Origin of the sequence: Sphingobacterium sp. JB170, from assembly GCF_900163865.1 — a bacterium.
GTDB lineage: Bacteria > Bacteroidota > Bacteroidia > Sphingobacteriales > Sphingobacteriaceae > Sphingobacterium.
The window spans coordinates 1-1,346 of sequence record NZ_FUKU01000012.1 but is presented as its reverse complement, the minus strand read 5'-3'; the positions used below and the strand labels follow the sequence as shown (position 1 = coordinate 1,346).

Here is a 1,346-nt window from a genome sequence, read left to right as displayed (position 1 = left end):
CGGACGAAATAGACATCAACCATTGGCGGAAAACCGACCACGATTTATTCCCCATTACGCAGGAACTCCACCAACTGCTCAAAGAAAATTCCGAAGACGATAAGCAATACCGCAGGTACGTGGATAGTATGAAAAGCTCCGTACTGACAGCTTTTTATACCCCGCCACAGGTTATTGATGCGATTTCCGCAACCTTGCGTGAAAGCGGTGTGAAGATTGATAAATTTCTCGAACCCTCCGCTGGTATCGGCTCGTTTATACAATCCTTTTCGGAAAACCAACAACCCAAAATTACTGCCTATGAAAAGGATTTGCTGACAGGTAAGGTTTTAAAACAGCTTTATCCCGAAAGCACTATCCGTATAAGCGGTTTTGAGGAAATCCCCGAAAAGGAACAAAACAGCTATGATGTAGTCGCAAGTAATATTCCGTTTGGCGATACCTCCGTATTCGATTTATCCTTTTCCCGAAGTAAGGACAATGCAAAAGTACAGGCTTCCCGAAGCATCCATAACTATTTCTTTCTGAAAGGAAATGATATGCTCCGTGAGGGTGGTTTACAAGCGTTCATTACCTCGCAAGGCGTTTTAAACAGCCCGAAGAATGAGCCGATACGGAGGGCGTTAATGGAGAACAATAATTTGGTTTCGGTTGTGCGGTTGCCCAACAACCTGTTTACAGATTATTCTGGTACGGAAGTCGGAAGCGATTTGATAATCCTGCAAAAGAATACGGAAAAACAAAGTCTGACTGAAACAGAAGAACTGTTTTGCCAAAGCAAACAGACCAAATACAATACGCCAAGCAATGCTTTCTTTCGGAATGGAACGAGAGTAATCCATACCGACCGTAAAATTGACACCGACCCCTACGGACAACCTGCAATCATCTATACCCATAAAGACGGTGTGGACGGCATTGCCAAAGATTTGAAGCAAATGCTTTCCGAAGATTTTGGAAAGCACCTGAATTTGGCTTTGTACAAAGGCGAACGCAAAAATAAACCTATAATACAAATTCCGGTTGAGCCAAAGGTAACACCTCCGGTTGTTGAACCCATAATCATTCAGCAAAAGCCACAACCTGCACCAACTGCGACAATTCATCAGGAAAGTCCGCAGGAACTGAAACAGTTAAGCATCTTTGACCTGTTTGAAAATGCGGGTGATCCTGTAATGGTGGTTGCTCCCCCCAAAAAAGCCACGCAAGCCAAAAGACAAACCGCTAAAAAAAGAGGTGGTACAATAGGTCGCCAAACTGACCTGTTCGGCGGTGGGATGCAACAACCTTATATACCGCCAAAATCTAACGGTACACCACCAGTAAATGGCAAAAAACAGGAAGCT

At 44.0% G+C, this 1,346-nt stretch carries 1 protein-coding gene; it reads left to right on the top strand.

From position 1 onward, the window contains the following. A partial coding sequence (locus FM107_RS01425; protein ID WP_179204367.1) for an N-6 DNA methylase occupies nucleotides 1–1,346 on the top strand: 1,346 nt, incomplete at both ends.